The sequence below is a fragment of the Mesorhizobium sp. CO1-1-7 genome (assembly GCF_020164885.1).
Lineage (GTDB): Bacteria > Pseudomonadota > Alphaproteobacteria > Rhizobiales > Rhizobiaceae > Mesorhizobium > Mesorhizobium australicum.
The window spans coordinates 594,824-612,378 of record NZ_JAIUHA010000002.1; the positions used below are offsets into that span (position 1 = coordinate 594,824).

13 protein-coding genes are annotated in these 17,555 nt (G+C 54.6%); 9 read left to right on the forward strand and 4 right to left on the reverse strand.

The genetic code is table 11. The features are described from left to right. The first annotated feature begins 418 nt into the window (after positions 1 to 418). From LB516_RS06350 to LB516_RS06390, 9 genes are all read left to right on the forward strand, one after another. The gene (locus LB516_RS06350) at positions 419 to 1,849 is read left to right on the forward strand and encodes a phosphomannomutase (RefSeq protein WP_224719190.1); all 1,431 of its coding nucleotides are present in this window, start codon (positions 419 to 421) and stop codon (positions 1,847 to 1,849) included. Next, positions 1,849 to 3,264, forward strand: coding sequence for a mannose-1-phosphate guanylyltransferase/mannose-6-phosphate isomerase (locus LB516_RS06355; RefSeq protein ID WP_224719149.1), 1,416 nt, complete (start codon positions 1,849 to 1,851; stop codon positions 3,262 to 3,264). Before LB516_RS06350 ends, LB516_RS06355 begins: the two co-directional genes overlap by 1 nt. Before the next feature lie 57 nt (positions 3,265 to 3,321). Continuing rightward, positions 3,322 to 4,308 carry a GDP-mannose 4,6-dehydratase gene (gmd, locus tag LB516_RS06360; RefSeq protein WP_140663224.1) on the forward strand — a complete coding sequence of 329 codons (987 nt, stop codon included), beginning with the start codon at positions 3,322 to 3,324 and terminating at the stop codon, positions 4,306 to 4,308. 25 nt (positions 4,309 to 4,333) lie between these two features. Then, positions 4,334 to 5,290, forward strand: a complete 957-nt coding sequence (locus tag LB516_RS06365) for a GDP-mannose 4,6-dehydratase (RefSeq protein ID WP_224683649.1) — start codon at positions 4,334 to 4,336, stop codon at positions 5,288 to 5,290. 104 nt (positions 5,291 to 5,394) lie between these two features. Further along, a complete protein-coding gene (locus LB516_RS06370; RefSeq protein ID WP_411969382.1) occupies positions 5,395 to 6,108 on the forward strand; it encodes an ABC transporter permease in 714 nt (237 codons plus the stop codon). 2 nt (positions 6,109 to 6,110) lie between these two features. Next, positions 6,111 to 7,346, forward strand: a complete 1,236-nt coding sequence (locus LB516_RS06375) for an ABC transporter ATP-binding protein (RefSeq protein WP_224719151.1) — start codon at positions 6,111 to 6,113, stop codon at positions 7,344 to 7,346. Continuing rightward, the gene (locus LB516_RS06380) at positions 7,343 to 8,203 is read left to right on the forward strand and encodes an FkbM family methyltransferase (RefSeq protein ID WP_224719152.1); all 861 of its coding nucleotides are present in this window, start codon (positions 7,343 to 7,345) and stop codon (positions 8,201 to 8,203) included. The genes LB516_RS06375 and LB516_RS06380 overlap by 4 nt, the downstream gene beginning before the upstream one ends. Beyond that, positions 8,203 to 9,681, forward strand: a complete 1,479-nt coding sequence (locus LB516_RS06385; RefSeq protein ID WP_224719153.1) for an FkbM family methyltransferase — start codon at positions 8,203 to 8,205, stop codon at positions 9,679 to 9,681. The genes LB516_RS06380 and LB516_RS06385 overlap by 1 nt, the downstream gene beginning before the upstream one ends. A gap of 227 nt (positions 9,682 to 9,908) precedes the next feature. Then, positions 9,909 to 13,313 (forward strand): glycosyltransferase, encoded by a 3,405-nt coding sequence (locus tag LB516_RS06390; RefSeq protein ID WP_224719154.1) that lies wholly within the window; start codon positions 9,909 to 9,911, stop codon positions 13,311 to 13,313. A 132-nt stretch (positions 13,314 to 13,445) separates the two neighbouring features. Here LB516_RS06390 and LB516_RS06395 read toward each other — a convergent pair whose 3' ends face one another. From LB516_RS06395 to LB516_RS06410, 4 genes are all read right to left on the reverse strand, one after another. Further along, a complete protein-coding gene (locus LB516_RS06395; RefSeq protein ID WP_224719155.1) occupies positions 13,446 to 14,183 on the reverse strand; it encodes an FkbM family methyltransferase in 738 nt (245 codons plus the stop codon). A gap of 85 nt (positions 14,184 to 14,268) precedes the next feature. Then, positions 14,269 to 16,041, reverse strand: a complete 1,773-nt coding sequence (locus LB516_RS06400; RefSeq protein ID WP_224719156.1) for a hypothetical protein — start codon at positions 16,039 to 16,041, stop codon at positions 14,269 to 14,271. Further along, the gene (locus LB516_RS06405) at positions 16,028 to 16,951 is read right to left on the reverse strand and encodes a hypothetical protein (protein ID WP_224622159.1); all 924 of its coding nucleotides are present in this window, start codon (positions 16,949 to 16,951) and stop codon (positions 16,028 to 16,030) included. The genes LB516_RS06400 and LB516_RS06405 overlap by 14 nt, the downstream gene beginning before the upstream one ends. Beyond that, a complete protein-coding gene (locus LB516_RS06410; protein ID WP_224719157.1) occupies positions 16,912 to 17,553 on the reverse strand; it encodes a class I SAM-dependent methyltransferase in 642 nt (213 codons plus the stop codon). The genes LB516_RS06405 and LB516_RS06410 overlap by 40 nt, the downstream gene beginning before the upstream one ends. Positions 17,554 to 17,555 lie beyond the last annotated feature (2 nt).

A 17,555-nucleotide genomic window follows, 5' to 3' on the forward strand; every position in this document is an offset into this window, starting at 1 on the left:
GCGCCAGGTCGAATACCATTCGCCACCGGCCACCTATGTTAGCGCAAATTTCTCGGCCCCCGCCGCCTTTATCGCATAGCGTGGACTTGAAGCCATCGCCAGGGATTTTTTCACCGGCGTCTCATGAACGAGCGCGTTGATGAAGATATCATGTAACAGCGACTGGAAAAGTAGCTTCCGCTTATAAACACTGTCGCGCGACTCAGGTGGATTACAAGACCGGCCGAAAGATTGGAAATTTCGGCGGATTTGACGCCGCCTTTCTGGTCGACTACTCACGAAGTCTCGCCCAAGCCATTACCGACGCACTATTTGGAACAGCCCGAGGAACACTGGACGGCTGGCCAAACGATTTCCGGTTGACAGATGGGCGCACTGCAATATGACGGCCTTCCCCCACACTAGCCAAAGTGAAGTAATGAAATTTGGATCGAGTGGCCTTCGAGGCTTGGCTTCGGAACTGGTCGGCAAACCGAGTGGACTTTATACTGAAGCCTTCGCTTGGCGCCTAGCAGCAGGCGGGCTCCAGCCGAAGGCCAAGGTGTTCATAGGTCGCGACTTGCGCGATAGTAGCCCGACCATTGCAGCCAACTGCATGGCTGCAATGGTGGTTGGTGGATTTCAACCGATCGATTGCGGTGCCATTCCAACACCAGCTTTGGCGTTGTATGCTCGGCAGCATGGCGCAGCGGCGCTTATGGTGACCGGTTCGCATATACCCGCTGACCGCAATGGCATCAAATTCTATAACCCGCAGGGTGAGATCAGCAAGGCCGATGAAGCCGCTATAGCACGCTATGCCGCGGAAAGGTCAGACGCTTATAACGCCCCGCCGGCAATAGGAACGGCTTTGCCAGGACATCATGACCAGGCGATTACCGCCTATCGCGCGCGCGCTGACGACATCCTGGAGCCTGGATCCCTTTCAGGCATGAGGCTCGGCGTCTATCAGCACAGTTCGGTCGCGGCGGACCTTCTCGTGAAGGTTCTCCAATCTTTTGGCGCCCATGTGATACCTGTCGGGAAGTCCGATACCTTCGTACCTGTCGACACCGAAGCCGTTGACCCGACCACAATTGCAAAGTTCAAGGGTTGGGCTCGAGAATTCAAGCTCGACGCCATCGTGTCGGCCGACGCCGATGCCGATCGACCACTTATCGCCGACGAGAATGGCGATCTGTTTCGTGGCGACCTGATCGGCCTCGCCACGGCCTTGTTCTTGCGGGCTGATATTGTAGTGACGCCCGTGACCTCCAATTCAGGCATTTCGGAAGCTTTCGGTTTTACGGTTCTGAGAACAAAGGTGGGATCTCCATTTGTCGTCGAAACCATGGAAGCCTCCTATCATCCCGAAAAAATCGTCATTGGCTTTGAGGCCAATGGTGGCGTTCTCCTGGGGTCGGACTGTTCACTTCACGGAAAAACGTTGACGGCATTGCCGACACGAGATTCCCTGCTCCCCATCCTCGCCGTTCTCGGTATGGTCGCGTCGACAGGAAAATCCCTGTCGCGTTTGCGCGAACTGTGGAATCTTCCCGCCTGCGCAAGCGAACGTCTCGAAAATTTTCCGGTGGAGAGTTCCCGCAGCTTGATGCGCCGGCTTGCGGACCGGGATGCACTGCAGCGATTTCTGGCGCCGTTCGGGACCGTTGCCGACGTCGACGAGACTGACGGGCTAAGGACAGAAATGGAAACCGGCGAGATCATCCATCTGCGGCCGTCCGGCAACGCGCCGGAGCTTCGCTGTTATTCAGAGGCTATGGACCCAAGCAGAGCGACAGCGATCGTGGCGCTGACGCTCGAAAGAGCGCGGGCAATCACATCCACAAACGAAACAGAGGTCGTTTAATGAAAGTGGTTCCCGTCATCATCAGCGGTGGAGCCGGATCGCGACTGTGGCCCGCCTCCAGGCAATCGCACCCCAAACCTTTCCTCAAAGTGGCTGACGGACATTCTCTTATCCAACACACAGTGTTGCGCGCAGCTTCGATAAAGCATGTCGTGGAACTCGTCGTGGTAACGTCCGGAGAACACCTGTTCCTGACGAAAGACGATTTCGACGAACTGGATTCCGTGATGTTGCCGCGCACATTTCTGCTCGAACCGGAAGGCCGCGATACGGCCGCCGCGGTGGCGGCGGCCGCTATCCATGCCAAGGCAACGCAGGGTCCTGAAGCGATTCTGTGTGTCTTCCCGGCGGATCACATGATTGGCAACCTGCCTGCTTTTTTGGCCGTGATGGGCCGGGCCATCGAACACGCCCAGCTGGGGCGGATCGCCACATTGGGCATCAGCCCGACCAGACCGGACACTGCATTCGGTTATATCGAAGCGGATGGTGAGAAAGTCGTCCGTTTCGTTGAAAAACCTGATCTCGAGACGGCCAAGGCCTATGTCGCATCCAAGCGCTTCTTCTGGAACGGCGGCATCTTCTGCTTCAGCGCACAAACCATGCTCGACGAAATGGCTTTGCATTGTCCCGCGGTGATCCAGGCTGTCTCCGACAGCTATGAGAACGGCCACTTCAGTCAAGGCGAAGGCTTTGCCAAGATCGAACTCGCGCCCGAGCACTTTGGCTCCGCCCCGCGAGTCTCGCTTGACCACGCGGTCATGGAGAAGACAAACAATCTTGCCGTGGTTCCCTGTGACATGGATTGGAACGACATCGGGTCGTGGAACGCAATGGCCGACCTGATCGCTCCCGATGCAAGCGGGAACAGGATACGCGGCGATGTTCACATGATCGACACAACCGGTAGCTATGTGAGCTCCGATAAGCGCGTCATCGGCACGGTCGGCGTCAGCGACCTGGTGATCGTGGATTCCCCGGATGCGTTGCTTGTCGCATCCCGCGACCGTGTTCAGGACGTCAAGAAGCTGTTTGACGACCTCAAGGCTTCTGGACATGAAGCGCACCTGCTTCACAGCACGGTGCACCGCCCGTGGGGTACCTATACGGTTCTGGAGGAAGGCGAGCGCTTCAAGATCAAACGCATCGAGGTGAAGCCCGGTAGACGTTTGAGCCTGCAAATGCACTACCATCGTTCCGAGCACTGGGTCGTGGTCAGCGGCTCCGCGAAAATAGTCAATGGCGACCAGGAGCTGTTTCTGGCGACCAACGAATCGACCTACATCCCCTGCGGTCACAAACATCGGCTGGAAAACCCGGGAAGAATCGATCTGGTGATCATTGAAGTACAAAGCGGCGATTATCTCGGCGAGGATGACATCGTGCGCTTCGACGACATATACGGCCGCAGCTGACAACCCATCAGCTCGCGGTGCTTGGCGAGCAACCACTAGATAGAACCGAGAACATTGATGACAAAGAAAGCCTTGATTACCGGCATTACCGGGCAGGACGGCGCCTATCTGGCGGAACTCCTGCTTGCCAAAGGATATGAGGTTCACGGACTTGCGCGGCGTTCAAGCACCGCCGATGTGAACACCACGCGCCTGAAGTGGCTTGGCATTGAAAAAGATGTTCGGATCGTGGACGGAAACCTGACGGATTTGTCTGGTCTGGCTAGAACGATGCGCGACGTGAAGCCGGATGAGGTCTATAATCTTGCCGCTCAATCCTTCGTCAAATCGTCGTGGCAGCAGCCGATCCTGACCGGCAACGTGACCGGCATAGGCGTGACCAATGTGCTTGAGGCCATCCGCCTCGAATCGCCTGAAGCCCGTTTCTATCAGGCATCGTCCTCGGAGATGTACGGCCTTATCCAGGAACCGATGCAATCCGAGACGACACCTTTCCACCCACGCTCTCCATATGCGGTGGCGAAACTTTATGGCCATTGGATTACGATCAATTATCGTGAAAGTTTCGGTTTGCATGCCTCGAGCGGCATCCTGTTTAATCATGAATCCCCGCTTCGCGGCATTGAGTTCGTCACCCGCAAAGTCACTGACGCGGTCGCGCGCATCAAGAAGGGCATGGCAAAGGAATTGCGGCTCGGGAACATCGACGCCAAGCGTGATTGGGGTCATTCCAAGGACTATGTCCGCGCGATGTGGCTGATGGTGCAGCAGGACCAGCCGGATGATTACGTGATCGCGACAGGCAGGACGACGACTGTGCGCGACATGTGCCGGATTGCATTCGAGCACGTCGGGCTCAATGTTGACGATCACCTTGTCATCGACCCCGACTTGTTCAGGCCGGCGGAAGTCGAAATCCTGCTCGGCAATCCAGCCAAGGCAAAGGCGAAGCTGGGCTGGGAGGCGACGATCTCGCTGGAAGAGATGATCCGCGAAATGGTGGATGCGGATCTCGAACGCCACGCGAACCCAGCCAGACGTTAAGCTGGATGGGAACCGTTTTTGCCTCATGGTCGGTAATTTGAAGCATCGTATCCTGATTACCGGGGCAAGCGGATTTGTCGGCTCTGCGCTGTTGCGCCTCCTGGAACGGGAACACAGTTCCTGCGAGGTGTTCGCGTTTGGCCATGGCGAAGGCCAGCGAAATGCCATCGACCTGCTGGACCGGGATGCGGTCGACACCGCCGTGCGGGAGGTCCAGCCCACCTCGCTCATTCATTTGGCCGCGGTTGCAGCACCTTCCGATGCCCGCAACGCGCCGCGCCATGCCTGGAACGTCAACTTCACGGGAACGATGAACCTTGCCGAATCGGTGATGCGCCACGCGCCGAAGGCCCGGTTCGTCTACATTGGCAGTTCGGAAGCCTATGGGGCTTCGTTTGCGAGCGTGGCCGGCCCAGTGACGGAAACCGTGCCGCTTCAACCGATGACGGTCTACGGCGCCACCAAGGCGGCTGCGGACTTGATGATCGGGCAAATGGCCTATGACGGCCTGCGCGCGGTGCGCTTTCGCCCGTTCAACCATACCGGCCCTGGTCAGTCGGACGCCTATGTGGTTTCCGCGTTCGCGCGGCAGATTGCCGAGATCGTGTCGGGAAAAAGCGAGCCCGTCATTCACGTCGGAAATCTCGAAGCCGAGCGCGACTTCCTCGATGTTCGCGACGTGGTGCGCGCTTATGCGAGTGCGGCGCTTCTGGAGCTGGATGCCGGGCCCGACCATGTCTATAACATCGCATCAGGACGACCGCGGAGGATCCAGCATATACTGGACATGCTCATAGCGCAGTCGGGCATCAACATCGAGGTGCGTACCGACCCGGCCAAATTCCGCCCCAATGACATTCCCGTCATGTGCGGTGATGCGGCAAAAGCACACAATAGGCTGAATTGGACGCCTTTGGTGCCGTTCGAACAGACAATTGCCGACGTTTTCGGATATTGGCACCGGCTATGTAACGCCCGCTGACGGCAAGACGCAGCGCGCAAAGGGTCGATCACATGCTGCGAAGCTTATGGCACTACCGCCATTTCATCATTTCCTCCATCAGAGGCGACTTGAAGGGGCGTTTCGTGCGGTCGCGCCTGGGCGGCCTGTGGTTCATCCTTCACCCGCTTGCGCAGGCGATCATCTTCTCCATCGTGCTTTCGGAAGTGCTCAAGGCACGGCTTCCGGACACGGACAGCCCCGCGGCCTACCCGATCTACCTTCTGTCCGGCATGGCCGCGTGGACGCTGTTCAGCGAGATCCTTACGCGCAGCATGACCGTCTTCATCGAGCAAGCACCGGTCATGAAGAAGATCGCGTTTCCGCGCCTGTGCCTGCCTGTGATCGTCGGCGGCACGGCGCTAATCAACCACCTGCTGCTGCTTGTCGCCATCTTCGTGATCTTCATCTTCCTCGGCCACATGCCAGGCCGCGCATTGATCCTGCTGCCGGTCGGGATCATCCTGATTTCCGCAATCGGATTCGGTCTCGGTGTCATCCTCGGGGTGATGAACGTTTTCATTCGCGATGTCGCGCAGGTCATGACGATCGTGCTGCAGCTCTGGTACTGGCTGACGCCGATTGTCTATCCAGCCAACGTCCTGCCGGAACAATACAGCTTCGTGCTCAGCCTCAACCCGATGGCTCCCTTGGTTGCATTGTACCAGGATGCGTTGCTGTTCAACCGCTGGCCCAGCCCCGAAAGCCTCATCATGCCGGCCATTCTGGGGCTGCTCAGCATGGTCTTCGCGATGATCTTCTTTCGCCGTGCAAGCCCTGAACTCATCGACGTGCTGTAACCATGACCGTGCTCTCCGTAAGTCATTTGTCGAAACGCTATGCGAACTATGCCAGCAACCTCGAGAGGTTTGCCGGCTGGTTCGGAGCGCCAGTTACGCCGACGGAGGAATTCTGGCCGGTCAGGGACATCTCCTTTTCCCTGTCCCCGGGAGAAGCCCTTGGGCTGATCGGGCAGAACGGCGCCGGCAAGAGCACGCTTTTGAAGCTGATCACCGGCACGGTACGCCCGACCGAAGGCGCGGCCCATGTCGGCGGCCGCGTCAGCGCTATTCTGGAACTCGGGCTCGGCTTCAATCCCGAATTCACCGGACGCCAGAATGCCTTCCATGCGGGTGGTCTGATGGGTCTTTCGCAGGCGCGGCTGACCGAGCTCATGCCTCAGATTGAGGACTTCGCCGAGATAGGCGAGTTCTTCGACCAGCCGGTCCGAACCTATTCGAGCGGCATGCAGGCGCGGCTGGCGTTCGCGCTTGCCACCGCCGAACGGCCGGAGGTGCTGATCGTCGACGAGGTGCTCTCGGTTGGCGACAGCTATTTCCAACACAAGAGCTTTGACCGGATACGCAGCTTCAAGGCGGCGGGCACATCGATTATTCTCGTCACTCACAGCCTGGGCGACGTGAGGGCATTGTGTGACAGGGTGATCCTGCTGGATAAGGGGCATGTGCTGAAGGACGGGTCGCCCGACGAGGTGATCGATTACTATAACGCCCTGATAGCGATCAAGGAGAATGCAAAGCTCACGGTGGAGCAGCGGCGGGAAAAAGGCGGTTGGACGTTTACCAGATCGGGAACGTTTCAGGTCACGGCGTCGACACTGGAACTTCTCGACGCAGAGAGCCGCGAGCCGGTGAAGGTTGCCCGCGTAGGCCAGTGTCTGGTCTTGAGGCTGGTCGCGAAAGCAGAGGCGGATGTGTCCCGCCTAGTGCTTGGCCTTATGCTGCGCGACCGCACCGGCCATGTCGTGTGGGGCACCAACACCTGGCACACGCAGCAAGCCCTCCAGGAGGTAAAGGCAGGCGAGAAGATCGAATTCCAGCTGCCTTTCACTTGTACGCTGGGTCAAGGCTCCTATTCGTTCTCGGTATCGTTAGCCAGCTCAGACACACATCTGGAGAACAATTACGAGTGGCAGGATAACGCACAGGTATTCGACGTGATTAATGCGAACCACCCATTCTTCATCGGAACGTCCGCGCTTGACGCTCGGTTCGTCATCCGTGGAGCTGTAGCGTGAATGAGCTCGAGCGGGCCATAATGACGAGCAGTTGTCTCGATTGCGCCAGCATCCCCAAGGTATGGGACGCAGGGCGCATTCTGGACACGGCGAACGGCCCGGTGCAGATCATGCATAATGGCTTACAGATGAAAGCGGGAGGATACCACGGCGACTGGATGGCGCAGATCATCCGTGCCCTAAAGGGCCATCACGAGCCACAGGAGGAGTTGGTCTTCCACCACATCCTGCGTTATGTGCGTCACAATTCGCTGATCGTGGAGTTGGGCGCTTTTTGGAGCTACTATACCTTGTGGTATTTGAATGAAATTCCCAGCTCGTCGGCAATTTGCATCGAACCAGACCTGAACAATCTTCAGTTGGGCCAATACAATGCGAGCCTGAATGGGCTCGAGGATCGCATCAATTTTCACAATAGCTGCGTCGGTGGCGAGAGCCGCGAAAGCGTCGAGTTGCATTGGGAATCGGACGGACAAATGCATACATTGCCTTGTCTCGATATGGTGGCGGTATCCAGATTGGCCAATGAACGGACGATAGAGATTTTGCATATGGACGTACAGGGAGCGGAACTGCCCTTCATTCGCTCAATGGCAGCAGCGGTGGAGCACAAACAGCTACGATTTGTGATCGTCTCGACACATCACAGCAGCATTTCGGGCTCGCGAACCACGCATACCGACTGCAGGCAAGCATTGTTGGAGTTAGGAGCGGTCATCCTGGCCGAGCATGATGTGCAGCAGTCATACAGCGGCGATGGATTGATCGCGGCGAGTTTTTTTCCCGAAGATCGGCGTATCGAACTTCCGCCCGTGTCGCTGAACAAGGCTCATTTTTCGCTGTTTCCTGAGCTCTGATGATCACCTCATACGCTCAGAATTTCGAAGACGTCATCTTGTGGCGTGCCCTCAAATCTGTTGAGAAGGGCTTCTACATAGACATCGGCGCCCAAGATCCGGTCCTGGAGTCGGTAAGTCTCTCCTTTTACGAGCAAGGCTGGCGCGGAGTGCATGTGGAGCCCACCGCCCACTATGCCGCCAAATTGCGAGATGCGCGACCGGATGAAGAGGTGATCGAGGCCGCGATAGGAACAGGCAAAGGTCTGTTGACCCTCCATGAATTTCCGGGAACGGGTCTCAGTACCGGAGATCCTGCCATTGCCAAGCATCACGCCGAAGCCGGATTTGAGATGAAAGAGATTCGGGTGCCACTTGTCAGCCTCCAACACCTCCTAGATCGCAATGCTGAAAGGGACATTCACTGGCTCAAAATTGATGTCGAGGGCATGGAATCGGCGGTCATCGAAAGCTGGGGCTCTTCGTCGGTGCGCCCCTGGATCGTCGTGGTAGAAAGTACCATACCGCTTACGAATGAGGAGAGCCACGATGAATGGGATTTGCACCTGAAGGGACTCGGCTACGAATTTGTCTATTTCGACGGCTTGAATCGCTTCTACATCAGCGAAAACCATCCCGAGCTGAAAAACTCATTCGGGCCTGGGCCGAATTATTTCGACGAGTTCGTTCTTCCCGTCTCCAGCAAGTCCAATATGCTTTCGCCGATTCGGCGTGAACTGGATGCGCGTGATGGCGAAATTGCTCGCCTCCAGCGATATATGGCGGATGGGGAAACTGCAACCGTGAGCCGATCGGTGGATATGCGGGCTGTCATCGAGGAGCGGGATGCTGAAATCGCCCGTCTCCAGCAACGATTGGCGGATATGAATGATACTACCTCAAGGCAATTGGCTGATGGACAAGCTGCTATCGAGGCGCGAGATGCTGAAATCGCCCGGTTTGTTTCCGTAGTATCGGGGAATTCCGATGCCATAGCAAATTTGAAGCATGATCTCTCAATAGAAAGATCGCGCTCGCACGAATGGTGGCTGAGATCCGAAACTCTACAGAAGCAAATTGAAGAGATTTATAAAAGCCGATCATGGAAATTGATCGGCCCCTATCGACGAACCGGTAGAGCATTGAAACGCATTATTATGGGTTTCGGTTTGCGGCGACGCAAGGAATCCAAAAGACGTTCGTTTGCTGTTCTGGCAATTCATTTTGTCCTGAGGCGACCTAAACTGAAGGCGCTCTTATCTAAATACCTACGGCGCCACCCGACTTTGTTTAACCTATTTCGTAATTTTGCTATAATCCAATATACGTCTGGTGATACAACTTATATTGGCGTTTCCTCATATCCAGATTTCTCTATTCCCTACTCATATCGATTGAGAGAAGATCGCCACATTAATAAACTAGTACTCAATTCCCCCGATGCTAACAGAATTTTCCTAGATCTGGAATACTCTCTAAAGAAAAGAAGAGAAATCTAATGCGAATTGCCTTAGACCTCCAGGGAGCGCAGACCGAAAGTCGATTTCGAGGAATAGGTCGCTATACAATTTCTCTTGCTGAAGCGATCTATCGAAATCGCGGACACCATGAAGTATGCTTCGTTCTGAACGGAAATATGTCGGACTCAGTTGACCCTATAATTGATTCCTTAAGCAATGTAGCTCCACATTACTCTTTCCACGTTTGGAATGGCCCGGATCGCCGCTTGGGCGATGACTGGTATGATGTCGGCTGGCGAAAGACGGCGTCTGAAAAGATATTTGAAGCCTTCACCGACTCACTTCATGCAGATGTCGTTCACATAAGTAGCCTATTCGAGGGTTTCAGTGATCATTCAGCCTCTAGTATACACGAACTTTCGGGCTCATCGCTAATAGCAACCACCCTGTATGATTTGATTCCCTATATATATAGAGATATGTACCTTCCGTCTGGTACGCCATCTGAGAAATTCTACTTTGAAAAAATTGAGCACTTAAAAAGAACAGACATATGCCTAGCCATATCTCAATACACTGCCGACGAGGCCATTTCTATTCTCTCTCTGAATAAAGAGAAGGTGTTCAATATATCTGGATCGACATCAGATGAATTCAGACGTCTGGTTCCATTTAACAAGAACAAAATTGGGAAAAAATTTTCCCTAGATAGAGAGCTTGTCCTGTACACTGGCGGTGTCGATTATCGTAAGAATATCGAGCGGTTGTTTGGCGCATTTGCTGCTCTACCTCCTGATGTCCGTCGACGTCATATGTTGGGGATAGTTGGAAAAACTGCTGAAACTCCTGCGAAACAGATAAGATCAAGAGCGTACTCCTTGGGTTTGACGGATCAAGATTTTCGTATTTTTGGATATGTTAGCGACCAGGATCTCGTAGAGCTTTACAACATCTGCCGCCTGTTCGTCTTTCCGTCTTGGCATGAGGGCTTTGGCCTTCCCGCATTGGAGGCAATGAAGTGCGGTGCCCCAACAATCGCATCAGGGACAACCAGTATTCCAGAAGTAGTCGGCTGGGACAAAGCGCTCTTCGATCCAATGGATGAACGCTCCATTTCCGACAAGATGCTGGCTGCGCTCACCGACGACGGGTTTCGCGCGGAGCTGTCGCGACGTGGCATGGATCGAGCCCACCTATTTTCCTGGGATCGATCCGCGGAGAAGGCGATCAAAACATTCGAAAGCGTGTTAAGCCAATCGCAGCGAACCGCGGTGAAGAGTGGGGCCCGGATTAGTTATCCGGCTTTGATCGACTCCATTGCTTCAGTCGATGGGGCTACAGACGAAGATCTTCTGCGCACGGCTGAAGCCATAGATGTCAGCTTCAGAACAAAGAAGAGATATGAGACACCTCTCGTTTTGTCGAAAAAACTAAAGTGGCGTGTCGAAGGGCCGTTCGACAGCAGCTATAGTTTGGCATTGCTGAATCGAGAGACGGCGCGCGCATTATCGGAATTGGGCCATGACGTGGCGCTATTTTCCACGGAGGGACCGGGCGACTTTCTACCAAACCCACATTATCTGATGCAGAATCCGGATCTCGACGCGATGTGGATTCGATCTCCGGAACTTGGACAGCAGAACGTCGACGTAACTAGCCGCATTCTCTATCCACCGCGCGTGAAGGATATGATTAGTCCGGTTAATATGCTTCACCATTACGCTTGGGAGGAATCCGGTTTCCCTCTGGAATGGGTGGAGGAGTTCAACGAACATTTGCAGGCGATTACGTGCTTGTCACCTCATGTTGAAAAAATTCTTGTCGATCATGGCGTCACAGTACCATTGGCGGTTTCCGGATGTGGCATCGATCATTGGGACCGTGTGGTCGCTGACCCGACATTTCAGCTACCACCCGCGCAATTCAGGTTTTTGCACGTGTCGTCCTGCTTTCCCCGAAAGGGTGCGGACCTGTTGCTGGAAGCCTATGGGAAAGCCTTTTCGTCTCGGGATAACGTTGTCCTAATAATCAAGACATTCCCAAATCCGCATAATGAGATTGAGCGTTGGCTTCGAGAGGCCATCGGCGACCGCCCTGATTTTCCAGAGGTTCAAATAATCTTTGAGGACTTTGATAATTCCCGCCTAAAGGCGCTTTACGAAAGCTGCGATGTCCTGGTTGCTCCAAGTCGTGCCGAGGGATTCGGACTTCCTATGGCGGAGGCAATGATGTCAGGACTCCCAGTCATTACAACGGGTTGGGGCGGACAACTTGAATTTTGCAACCCTGACATAGCATGGCTAGTAGACTATAAATTTGAACGAGCGCAAACACATTTCGGCCTCAGCGATTCCGTGTGGGCCACAGCGGATATCGAACATTTGGCCGACACAATGCATGGCGTCTTCGAACTTCCGAAGCAGGAGTTGAAGCGTCGTGCCGCTCTCGGCCGAAAGAAACTCCTGCGCGAATTTCGTTGGACAGGAGCCGCTCAGCAACTCGTAGAAGCCGCAAGGCGGTCGTCAATCAAGGTTGAGAAGGAGCCTTGGGTAGGCTGGATGTCGACCTGGAAAACGACTTGTGGCATAGCGGGATATTCAGAACATCTGCTGGCGGAGTTTTCGAAAAGACCTGTTATCTTTGGCACGAACGAATCAGCGGTCAATCTTCCAAATGAAGAAATATTTCGATGCTGGTCGCAAGGCGGAAAATTAGATTACGCTTCAAAGCTAATCCAGGAAAACTCCATAAACGTTCTTGTTATTCAATTCAATTATGGCTTCTTTGATTTCGATGAGTTTCCCAAGTTTGTTGAAGCGCAAATAGCGCGCGGGACAGTGGTCGTTTTGGCGATGCACTCGACGCAAGACCATCCTCTTACACCGAATAAGAGGCTTAAGGACATAAGCAAGGCATTATCGTGTTGCCACAGGATTCTCGTTCACTCCATAGCTGATATGAATCGCCTGAAGGACATTGGCCTAGTCGACAATGTCACGCTGTTTCCGCATGGGCTGATCGAGAATTCCGCAACGCCTCAAGACGCAGCACGCCGTGACGCGAAAGGGCCGTATCTCCTCGCCTCATACGGATTCTTTCTGCCGCATAAGGGGCTTCATGCACTTATCCGAGCTGTGGGCCTGCTTCGCAAGAATGGAGTTGATGTCAGGCTGCGGATGGTAAACGCGGAATATGCTGTTCCACAATCACGGCAGCTCATCGATGAAGCTCGCGACCTGATCACCAATTTGAAACTGGATCAACAGGTGGAGCTTCGTACCGAGTTTTTAGACGACCAGGCCAGTCTCGCACTTTTGACCGAGGCGGATCTAATCGTTTTTCCCTACGAGGAAACCGGAGAGTCCTCAAGCGCGGCCGTTCGCCATGGAATTGCGACCAGACGCCCCGTGGCCGTTACTCCGCTTCCGATTTTCGATGACGTTCGTGAGGCGGTATTTGAATTGCCAGGACACGATCCTGATTCGATAGCTCTCGGGATTCAACACCTTCTTGCCGAGCTTTCGTCGAATTCCGACTCTGTCAAACAGAAAGCCAATGACGCGGAACGCTGGCGTGCAGCGCATCAACAGAAACTTTTGTCGGCACGGTTGGAGCGCATGCTCAAGGCGCTCTATATCAAGCACCATCACGATAGCTGGGTTGGTTCATGAGGCGGGCGAACCGGCGCAAAAACGTCCAGCTATTGTGAGCGCTGATAACCACATGGTTCGCCGAATTCTGTGCTACTATGAACTTTTACTGGCACTCGTCTTCATTAACCTCGAAGACGCTATTCGAGTGATCTAGCGCAACTCGCAGAAGACATGAGGATTGTCGAAGGGCGCGATTTGGGCGATATCAAAAATGCCTCCCAAATCGCGGAATTCACCAAAAATTTCACCCAATAGCGTGAACTTGTAGCCCCGCCCGCTCAATAGAACGGCCAATTGGCTGAGCCTTCGCGTCCTATCGGAAAATAGGAAATTATGTATCTCAAGGTCAATGATCGGACGCTGGTCCAATATTCTTGGCATTCCTTCCAAAGCCTCAACCTCGAAGCTCTCGACATCAAGTTTCAGAAAGTCGATGGTGACAGATGGCGGTAGGTCGTCGTCCAAAGCTACAAGCTGAACCATAGCGCCAGGCCTTCCATCAATAATTGCATTGCTGAGATTGGAGTTATAACCGAGCCGGGCGCGTGTCCTACCAAGGCCGACAGGATGAACGATGAGGTTGGTCAGCCTGTTCAGATCAGCGTTCTGACTGATGACTGCGGCATTCTGCGGCAACACCTCATAGGCATGAACAAGGCCCGAAGCACCGACGGCCTTAGCGAAGATCACGCTCATGATGCCGTGGTGAGCGCCGCAATCCACGACCGTCATCCCCGGTTTCAATTTCTCGAGACACCATTGCCTTTCGGGCATGAACTGCTCTGGTGAATTGTCGTACCACTGCTGGCCAACTGCGTTTGCTATGAGGAAGTCGAAATGAATTTCGCCAATAAAGCGATCTTTGGCAACGTATTGTTGAAAAGCCACTGCATTCTCCCAGAGATGATCTCCTAATCTGTTTGCGACCAGATCAATGTACCTGCAACCAAACATCCCTTAGGAGCTTCTATGCTCATGGGGGCGCCAATTGCGAGATAGCGGGCGCGGCCTTGAGACGAAGAAAAGCGAAGTTGTCGGTACGTGTGACATCGACGATTCCCGATGACTGAAGTTCCTCTATATAGGGCTGCAGCTCATCGAAATGTTCACGAGGATATGGCCACTGATGAGCGGCCCACAATAGATCGATGTACGGGATCGCAGCGACCTCCGCATCTTTCTTCGAGAGTAGCCGCAGAATTTTTTTTCCGAACTCAGGGCCAGCCTTTCCCGGCTCAAACGCAAGCATCGTATCAGGCCAGTCGGCCATCGCGACTGCGAGATTCTTGTCGCCGCCTATATTATAGGTTTGGATATCTAACTTGCTAGCCATGTAGTTAGCGAAGAAGTCATTTCCAAATGGCAGAAATGCAACCTTCTCCCCAGGCCGAAAGATTGGCCGCAGATTTTCGACATAGTCATCGATCCCAGCGATCGCCTCTCGAGAGTTAACGTCAGCAGTGATGGCCGCACGCGTCGGAATGTTGAAAGCGATGCCGGTCAATATGATTGTTATTGTAATGCCCGACTGCACCCGGTGGCTTGCCACATGCAGCGCGAGCAGCGCCCACGCACCAAACATGCCAAGCGCCACCCATCGATAGCTAGCGCGCATGTTGCTAAACCCGGGCAAATATGTCGAAAGTAGTTCGGTTCCGGTCCGCCACGGTGCATACTGGAGAGGCATCAAAGGACCGATGCCCTCAGGCCTCAGGACATTCAACTTGAACGACGGTCCCAAAGCCATATAGAAGCCGCAAAAACAGACAAGCAGGAACGCAAGCTTTAACCTAACATCCGATGCCTTCGTTGCCAACGAAAAAATCGCAGCAATAATTAAAATCAGTGCGAATGTAGCGTTGAATACAGAGCCATCACCGAAATATTGATTCTCCTGGCGCACGGCACTGAACCCAAGAAGGTCAGGAACTAGCATGTATCCGCGCGTAGGAATGAAGAAGAACTCTAAATTCGACCCGAAAGCGCGAAAAAAATCAAGATCCTCTCCATCGAAGCCTCCTCTGCCGATGTAAATCGTATATAATAAATAAGAGACTGCAAACGATGCAGATATTACCGGAGAACACCTGTACAAAATTTGTCTTCTTTCGGCCGAAGGGCACACAAAGCTAACTAGCAATAGCGCCGCCGCTCCCGAAGCAAACATCATGAAACTGTAACCGTCCATGAAGACGGCCGACAGAGTGGCCGCAAACAACAAAATAGATGAAGGCAGATCTCGCTGGTAACGCACGAAACGCAATGCCGCGTAGAAATAGGCCGGCAAAAGCGCGATTCCGAGGGATACCATGGAGTAATCCGAGTGCTGCCATATGACAGGCGCAGTTAGCCATAGCAGGGCACATAGAAGAGAAATGCCACCCCTGCCTCCGATAAAGCGCACGAATTTATATGCGCCGTAAAAGGCAATAGAAAACCACAGAGCGAATGCCAGCGAATATGCGTCTGCCGCGGGGATGCCGATCTTCAGGAAAAGTGCAGTCGGCAAGGCCGCAGCGAGCCCGAAAGAGATTGCCGCTGGATTTGGCAACCCAAAATTTGTTGCATAAATCGACCAACCGTTGGCAAAAGATTGCGCAAAACCCAGCATCCAGATGGCTTGGCCCGTCGTGGGCACCATCAGGCCGGGAAGCGCGCCATTCACACCTAGTCCGACAAAAAGTGCAATCGTGGCCAGCAGCCCAAAAGTCACTTTATAGAATGTGGTTCCGTCAGTCTCGTTCATTGGTTATCCAATAAGAGCGACGGGCGACCTGCCCGCCGGCGAAAAAGAGAAGGTCGCCCAGGATAGTGACCGCTCGCCCGATCACCACCGCCAGCAAAATGACTGGGCTCGAGCTGAGCCCTCCAAGCAGAAAGAGCAGTACCGCCTCCCTGACGCCGAGCCCGGCCGGCGCACCCGGAGTTAGAAGCCCCAAAAGCCAGGCCAAGATATATGCTCCAGCGATTGCCGGGTAGAGCGCGAATTCGCGAGCTCCACCTGCAAGGTCGAAGACTGCGACGAAGACCAGGCCCGAAAGCCCGAGAAACCCGAAATAGCAGATCGCGGCGTGGCAAAAAGCGGCACCGCCGAGATGGCCAATCAGCCAAAACGCGATAGCTACTGCCGCGACGAACGAAACCCAGCCGAACCAATCCGGCAAACCGGTCACGACCAGCGGCAACACAAGCGGCGAAAAGAGAAGTCCGCCGACAATGAGGGCCGCCACTTCATAGGCGGTCGACTTGACGAGCGGTCCGTTGCCGATGCCGGCCGCCACGCCGATCGCCTGCCGTCCTGCAAATTGAAAGATATTGCCGGGAACATATTTGGCGAGTTGCGAAATGGCATAGGTGCGAATCGCCCAAGGCCGCGAGACGGGAGCACCAAGGTGGTGCAGAAGATGTCGCCAGCCGAGAGCAAGCAGCAGGTTCGACACTCCATAGACGCCGGCCAAGGCTATAATGGCGGTGTAGCTGGCTGCTCCCATGCGGCGAAAATCGATCTCGCCGGTGTACCCCTGGAGTCTGATCCCTACGAAAACAACACCGGCCAACCCCAGCAAGGCTCCAATGCGATTGAGCCAGGTCTTGGCACGAGGGCCAAGCGCCACGATCAATGCCTTTTCTTCGGCTTGCAGTGCATCATGGTCCATGGCAGCGGAGACAGAACCTCGACCACATCGAAAAACTCTGAAGCCAGCGCGACGATGCCGCGCTGCGACCAGTGCTGCAGATGGCCGGGCGTGTTGCCCAAGGCCGAGATGTATTTCCCGCGCGCCAAGTTCAGGACACGCCAGATCGGCTCCCGGGGTACGCTGAGGATCAGGTCCGACCTGACGATACGCTCCAGCGCTTGCAATGCCTTCCGCGGTTCCTCGAGATGCTCCATTACTTCGCAACATACGATGAGATCGGCGCTGTCTGGTTCAGGGGCCACCTCATAAATACTGCGGACAGCGAAACGCCGGTGGTCAACATCCTTTCCGCGCGCGTTCTCCTTTGCCATTCCGATGACTTGGGCAGAGAAATCGGTGCCTCGCGCGTCGATACCCTGCTCCAGCCAGCGCATGACCCAATAGCCTTCTCCGCATCCGACTTCGTGAATAGTAGCGGGCCTCACCTTAGTCACCAAGCTGGACAATGCCGCTTCGAAACCTTGCACCATCCGGCGGGCGATCGGGTTGCGCGTGCCATATTTGTCATAGGTGTTGCCTATGACGATACCGTCTTCCGCCTGCCCGCCAGCTACCTTCATCT

What these genes read in the sequence shown, in the direction of transcription:
- LB516_RS06350 (WP_224719190.1), top strand. Translation starts at nt 419, where the DNA reads ATGAAATTTGGATCGAGTGGCCTTCGAGGCTTGGCTTCGGAACTGGTC.
- LB516_RS06355 (WP_224719149.1), top strand. Translation starts at nt 1,849, where the DNA reads ATGAAAGTGGTTCCCGTCATCATCAGCGGTGGAGCCGGATCGCGACTG.
- gmd (WP_140663224.1), top strand. Translation starts at nt 3,322, where the DNA reads ATGACAAAGAAAGCCTTGATTACCGGCATTACCGGGCAGGACGGCGCC.
- LB516_RS06365 (WP_224683649.1), top strand. Translation starts at nt 4,334, where the DNA reads ATGGTCGGTAATTTGAAGCATCGTATCCTGATTACCGGGGCAAGCGGA.
- LB516_RS06375 (WP_224719151.1), top strand. Translation starts at nt 6,111, where the DNA reads ATGACCGTGCTCTCCGTAAGTCATTTGTCGAAACGCTATGCGAACTAT.
- LB516_RS06385 (WP_224719153.1), top strand. Translation starts at nt 8,203, where the DNA reads ATGATCACCTCATACGCTCAGAATTTCGAAGACGTCATCTTGTGGCGT.
- LB516_RS06400 (WP_224719156.1), bottom strand. Translation starts at nt 16,041, where the DNA reads ATGAACGAGACTGACGGAACCACATTCTATAAAGTGACTTTTGGGCTG.
- LB516_RS06405 (WP_224622159.1), bottom strand. Translation starts at nt 16,951, where the DNA reads ATGGACCATGATGCACTGCAAGCCGAAGAAAAGGCATTGATCGTGGCG.
- LB516_RS06410 (WP_224719157.1), bottom strand. Translation starts at nt 17,553, where the DNA reads ATGAAGGTAGCTGGCGGGCAGGCGGAAGACGGTATCGTCATAGGCAAC.